The organism is Acidovorax sp. Q11, from assembly GCF_054950075.1.
In genome coordinates, this window is the sequence record NZ_JBUDZG010000064.1 from 1 (window position 1) to 4,628 (window position 4,628).

At 60.3% G+C, this 4,628-nt stretch carries 5 protein-coding genes; 4 read left to right on the forward strand and 1 reads right to left on the reverse strand.

What is annotated here, in order from left to right; all coding sequences use genetic code 11:
- Nucleotides 1-1,093 precede the first annotated feature (1,093 nt).
- Entirely contained in the window at nt 1,094-2,317 is a 1,224-nt protein-coding gene (locus tag ACYZGB_RS22625) for a tyrosine-type recombinase/integrase (protein ID WP_462391224.1), read from the reverse strand.
- Between the two features lie 519 nt (nt 2,318-2,836).
- On the opposite strand from ACYZGB_RS22625, the gene ACYZGB_RS22630 reads away from it, so the two are divergent.
- From ACYZGB_RS22630 to ACYZGB_RS22645, 4 genes are all read left to right on the forward strand, one after another.
- A complete protein-coding gene (locus ACYZGB_RS22630; protein ID WP_462391225.1) occupies nt 2,837-3,109 on the forward strand; it encodes a type II toxin-antitoxin system TacA family antitoxin in 273 nt (90 codons plus the stop codon).
- Nucleotides 3,106-3,600 carry a GNAT family N-acetyltransferase gene (locus tag ACYZGB_RS22635; RefSeq protein WP_462391227.1) on the forward strand — a complete coding sequence of 165 codons (495 nt, stop codon included), beginning with the start codon at nt 3,106-3,108 and terminating at the stop codon, nt 3,598-3,600. Before ACYZGB_RS22630 ends, ACYZGB_RS22635 begins: the two co-directional genes overlap by 4 nt.
- Before the next feature lie 15 nt (nt 3,601-3,615).
- Complete coding sequence (locus ACYZGB_RS22640; protein WP_462391228.1) at nt 3,616-3,879, forward strand: hypothetical protein; 264 nt, start codon at nt 3,616-3,618, stop codon at nt 3,877-3,879.
- A 62-nt stretch (nt 3,880-3,941) separates the two neighbouring features.
- Nucleotides 3,942-4,496 (forward strand): helix-turn-helix transcriptional regulator, encoded by a 555-nt coding sequence (locus tag ACYZGB_RS22645; protein ID WP_462391230.1) that lies wholly within the window; start codon nt 3,942-3,944, stop codon nt 4,494-4,496.
- Nucleotides 4,497-4,628: the final 132 nt, after the last annotated feature.

Genomic DNA, 4,628 nt, shown 5'->3' on the forward strand with positions numbered 1-4,628 from the left:
CAGACGCTCGGCTGGGATTCTCCCTATCAGGCTTTCCAGCAATTCATGACGACCATTGCCGAGAAGAGCTCCGCTACCATTCATTGAATATCAACCAGCGGTGTTGCACTTCAGATTTGAGACCGCCTAGCCTTTGATCGGTCTACCGACCGTCGAAACGGGAGCAAGCGTTAGATGAAAGATATTCGCCTGCGCTTCTCCACACAGGGCCAATATTATTTGAAAGGCCACTTACCCGCCCACCGTTTGGTGGGGTTTGTAGGCTTTGAGGGGTTTGCCGACCTCCTAGGCGTGTGTATGTGTTATGCCCGAAGCCACGGCCGTCTCCCAGAGCGCTCTCTGATTAGCTGAAATCCAGGCCTCCCTGAAAGCAATCCCTAACCGCCCACCGAACTGGTCAGCGTTGGTGGGTTTGTAGGCTTTGAAGGGTTTACCGACCATCGAAGCGCGAGCAAGTGTTTTGCCCAAGGCACCGGCCTGCGCTCTGCAGGAACCAGCAACAAATCAAATTCGAGACACCGGGAGACGCCCCATCTGCAAACCTTCCCGATGGTCGCAGCTTGGTGGGGTTTGTAGGCTTTGAAGGGTTTACCGACCGTCGAAGCGCGAGCAAGTGTTTTGCCCAAGGCACCGGCCTGCACCCTGCGGGAACCCATACCAATTCAAATTTTAGATACCCGAAAAGAACTACCTACAAAGCATACAAACTGGTCTTTATTGGTGGGTTTGTAGGTAGTTGATTCCAAGTATTTCTAGTCTGAAAAAGGTTCTTTCCGTTACGTCACAGGCTCCGGCGCCACCCGGCAACCGGTCTCAAAAGCCCGACGATTCCCGACAGCAAAAGCGGCCCTGCAGCGCTACGCAAGCCCGCATCAGGCTTGGCTGTGCACCTAGGCGGCACCCTCGACGAAATCAACGCACGAAGCCAGCAGGCGCGGCGGGGTCTCGACAGCGCGCCAAGGGTTGCGCTCAACTTGAGCGGGCCGGAGCCGCCCCTGCCCCGCCCGGTCGTGCAGGGGCCTGGCCATGGCAGGTAGCAACCAGCGCTTTCGATGAATAGTGTGAGGGTTCGGCGCTTGCTGCGACCGACAGATCAGCCCTCGGCCGAACCGGCGCGCAACTCGTCCAGGTAGTCGGCCCAGCGCTGCATCATCTTTGTGCGGTGGGCCATGTACTGTGTGCGGTTGTAGGCGCGGCCGTTGGCATCCTTAACGGCGTGGGCCAGTTGGGCCTCGATCACCAAGGGGTCCACGTCCAGGCGCTCCGCGAGCATGGTTCGGGCTGTGGCCCGGAAGCCGTGCCATGTGTGCACATCGGGTGTGTAGCCCATGGAGATCAATGCGGTACGCACTGAGTTTTCAGAGATGGGGCGGTCGTGGTTGCGCTCGCCTGGGAACACCATGGCGCCCCGGCCGGTCAACGGGTGCAGCTCCTGCAAGACGGCCACGGCTTGCTTGGGCAAAGGCACCAGATGTGGCTCGCCATGCTCCTTGCCATCCTTGCCGCGCTTCATGCGAGCGGCGGGTATCGTCCAAAGCGCGGCATCCAAATTGATTTCGGCCCAGGTGGCGGCGCGTAGTTCGCCCGGCCGCTGGAACAGAAGGGGGGCAAGCTGCAATGCAGCGCGTACGACAGGCCCTCCCCGGTACGCCTGTATGGCGCGCAACAGCTCCCCCAGCTTGGCCGGGTCGGTGATGGCAGCGAAATGCCTCCCCCGGTATGGCGACAGCGCTCCCTTGAGGTCGCCGGTGATGTCCCGCCCTACCCGTCCTGTGGCCACGCCATAGCGCCACACCTGTCTGGCCAGCATCAAACCCCGGTCTGCCGTCTCTATCGCACCACGTTCTTCGATCTTTCGCAGGGTGGCCAACAGCTCGACGGGCTTGATATCGACCAGTCTGCGCTCGCCTATCCATGGAAACAGATCGCGTTCGAACTGGCGAAGCGCTCGCGCGGCATGGCCCTCGCTCCAAACCGGGCTCTGTTTGGCGTGCCATTCCAGCGCCACCACCTGAAAAGAGTCTCCCTCGGGGTTGGTCGCCTTGAGCTTTTCAACCTTGCGGGCCTGCACCGGATCGACCCCGGTGGCCTTTTGGTGCTTGGCGGCATCCCTGGCCCGGCGAGCAGCCGTCAGGGAAACCGCCGGGTAGCTGCCCAAAGCGAGCTGCTTTTCCTTGTTGTTGACCCGGTACTTGAGAAACCAGCGCTTGGAGCCGTTCGGGCTGACTTGCAGATAGAGCCCGGCCGAATCACTGAATCGCGCTTGCTTGCGCTCGGGGGGACATACTGCTTTGCGGCACTCAAGGTCAGTCAGCATGGGGGTACAAAACGAAGGATGAAGGCAGCCAGTGGGGGTACAGATTCCCCTATGGCGAATCCCCTTCTACAGAGGGAAGTGGGGGTACAAAACACCGATTTCACCAGATTTCTGGGTTTGTACCCCCACTTGTACCCCCACTTTTGCTTGGCTGGGCATGGACGGCTGTAGACGGCCATGGACTGCAAGTTGTTGATTCACCAATGAAAAATGGCGTCCACTGGATTAGTGTGGACGCCCTTGGATGGGGTTATGGTGGTGGAACACGGAACCGAACCCGCGTCCGTCATCTGAATAGTAGTCCGTCCGCAAGTCTCCAGTCCCGGATTTGGATCATTTGGCCGTTTCCGTGGACATTCGTCCGAACTGGAACAACCCCGGAGAGCAGGTTTTGAAGCGCCGTACTGGCTACCAGTCGGCTCCCGCACCTGCGGCATGTGACGCACCGCGTATTGACAACGGCTACACGCTGCGCCACAATCCGTGTATCTGTTGTGTATGTGCGAATAGGAGAAACCAATGCGTGACGCCGCCATCAATCTGCGGGCCTTGCCCGAACAGCGCGATCTGATCGATCACGCGGCCAGCCTGCTTGGCAAGAACCGCTCGGACTTCATGCTCGAAGCGGCGTGCGACCGCGCGCAGTCAGTGGTGCTGGATCAGGTCTTTTTCAGCCTGGACGCCGACAAGTTCAAGCAGTTCACCGCGATGCTCGACGCACCTCCCGGCCCCAACCCAAGGCTTGAACGTCTCATGGCCGTCAAGGCACCCTGGAGCACCGGCCCGGCATGAGCTTGCAACTGAGCGCACCGATTCCGCTCGCCGCCACCCACATCCTGGACGATTTCGCTTGCGGTGAAGCCAGTCTCGATGAATGGCTCAAGCGCCGGGCACTGACCAACCAATTGAGCGGTGCCAGCCGCACCTTCGTCGTCACGGATCAGGAAGGTCGTGTCTACGGCTACTACGCGATGGCCGCAGGCGCGGTTTCACATCAGGCGGCAACCAGCAGCGTGCGACGCAACATGCCCGATCCAGTGCCCGTGATGGTTCTGGCCCGGCTGGCCGTCGACCATCGGGCGCAAGGCATCAAGCTTGGAGCATCCCTTCTGCAGGACGCAGTCGGTCGAGCGGTGAGCGTTTCGCAGAACGCCGGTGTCCGGGCGCTGCTCGTCCACGCTCTCCACGACCGCGCCAAGCAGTTCTACGAGCACTACGGCTTCCAGGAGTCACCGCAGCATCCAATGACGCTGATGCTGCGCTTGAACACCGTCAAGGCTTGAGAGAGGTCGGTCAGTATGAATATCCACAAGATTCGCACGGAGGCAGAGTACCGGGCCGCTCTCAAGGAAGCCTCCGCGCTCGTGGATTCAGACCCTGCTCTGGAAACGCCTGAGGGGAAGCGGCTGAACGCCCTGGTAGGACTCGTGCAGGCTTACGAAGCCACGTATGTGCCTGTCGATGGCGCCCTTGTTGGCCGCATCCGCTCAATCGTTGCAGGCATCGAAGTCGATCTTGACAGGCCTCTGCCGCCCGAGCTTGGCGACGCGGGCATGCCCTGAACATCAACTTGGCTTCTGCGGTGAATAGCGTTGTCATGGAGTCATCTGTACAGGAGAGAAAGATGCACTACCCCGTGATGACCGAGAAGCACCTCGCCGACCGTTGGCAGGTCAGCCTCAAAACACTGCGGCGCTGGCGACTCGATGGCGAAGGGCCTGTTTGGCACAAGCTGTTCCGACAGGTGCGCTACCACGATGCCGACGTCCTCGAATTCGAGCAACGAAGCGCGCAGCACCTGATGACGATGCTCGGCATCACTCGGGAGTTCAAGCCCGCCGAACCGGAGGCGACCCTCGGCCAAGGCCTCGGTGCCGAAGCCGAAAGCCACTACTTCACTGCGAAGGAAATCGCCGAGGCAGCATCGCTGCCGACCCACTTTTTTCGCGATCAGACAGAGCGCAATCGCAAGCGCGTGCCGCACCTGATGCTGGTGGGCAACCTGCGGTTTTCACTGCCCGCGATCTTGGCATGGGAGATCGACAACAGTGTGCGTGGCAACGCCGCTGCAGCAGCCGTCGAGGAAATCGAGAGCCCGGCCGCCCCTTCGGAGCCAGCCAAGCGCTGGTTCGAAATCGTCAGGGAGCAGGACGCAGCGCGGTTCGATTCCGCGCCGTAGCCTGAACTGTTGCCGCCGACCGAAATCTGACAGTCTGAAAGGTCTGATGCCGATCCAAAATTGACAGGGGTGTTCAACTGCCCTGCTGATTTTTTCAGCAGGGATGTAAGAGGTGATCACCATGGACATGAT